This window comes from Plectonema cf. radiosum LEGE 06105 (genome assembly GCF_015207665.1).
In the GTDB taxonomy this organism is placed as follows: domain Bacteria; phylum Cyanobacteriota; class Cyanobacteriia; order Cyanobacteriales; family Nostocaceae; genus Rivularia; species Rivularia radiosa_A.
Window position 1 is genome coordinate 1 of the sequence record NZ_JADEWL010000315.1, and the last position, 1,218, is coordinate 1,218.

Below are 1,218 nucleotides of genomic sequence, written 5' to 3' on the forward strand. Positions count from 1 at the left end.
GGGTTTTTGTTTGTGTAGTCGCGGTTTCAACCGCCAATTTCCTCAAACCGTCATTGTATAAGAAGTGAAGCATCCACCCTACAGAAAAGTGAATGCTTCGGTTCCCCTAAGCTCCTAAATGACAATGTATATTTAATTTTCCACGACTACTTACATTACTTTTGGGTAACTCTTAGATTGTCTGTTTATTTCTGCATTAGCTGTGCTAGATGTCAGCAAACAGATTATTCTAAACCGTCAGCACCAGCAGCAGCTTTAAGTATGGATGTGTATTCTTCTAACCCTACTGCTGTGTTTGTTGTTGTTATGGCACCGAGTTTCTCCGCTACTACTTGCTGAACACTAGTTTTTTGGGTGGCATCAATCCCAGCGTTGAGGGTTATTGTTGCAGTTCCAGATGTTACGGGTACATCAGCGCCAACAGTAAAATTTACTACTGCTGAGGGGCTAATAACAACACCAGCAGCAGCAGGATCAGCAGGAGCAGCAGGTTTACCGTAGATAACACCAGTTGAAGTAGTTAACTCAGCAGAAATAGACTGTGTATAACTACCAGGAGTAGTCAAGGTTGCAGTAGCACTGAAACTAGAGTCAGCTTTTGCAGGAGAAGATGTGAAAGCAGCTAAAGCAGCTACACCCGCAAGAATGGATGCAGAACGAGATAATAATTTCATGGTATTGATTGCGTTGAGTTTTAATTTGAGTGGATTCGATTAGTTATCGCTTCCTGTCTCCAAAGTTATCACTCAAAGATAGATGGAGCAAGTGATTTTTTACTCATTTTTTCATTTAAAATACTGAGGATTACATTTTTTTCGGAGGTTTTGTTTTGGGGGGAGTAGTCATAATCATAGAAGTCGGGTTTTGATGAAAATGAATAAATATATCCTGCGGACACCTTACGAAATAGCCCTGGCGAATATAATATGTCCTGTGGACACCCTACGAAATAGCCCTGGCGAATATAATATGTCCTGCGGACACCCTAGGAAATAGCCCTGGCGAATATAATATGTCCTGTGGACACCCTAGGAAATAGCCCTGGCGAATATAATATGTCCTGTGGACACCCTAGGAAATAGCCCTGGCGAATAGAATTCGCGGCTACACAAACGAAACCCGCCTTCGCGGGTTGTTTTTTTTCAAATCCACGCAGGTGGATTTTGTTTGTGTAGCTGCGGTTTCAACCGCCAATTACCAATCCCCAATCCCCAATCC

1 protein-coding gene is annotated in these 1,218 nt (G+C 42.4%); it reads right to left on the reverse strand.

Features of this window, described 5'->3' with window-relative positions; all coding sequences use genetic code 11:
• Positions 1-224: 224 nt before the first annotated feature.
• Positions 225-674 (reverse strand): hypothetical protein, encoded by a 450-nt coding sequence (locus IQ247_RS32185; protein ID WP_193926241.1) that lies wholly within the window; start codon positions 672-674, stop codon positions 225-227.
• Positions 675-1,218: the final 544 nt, after the last annotated feature.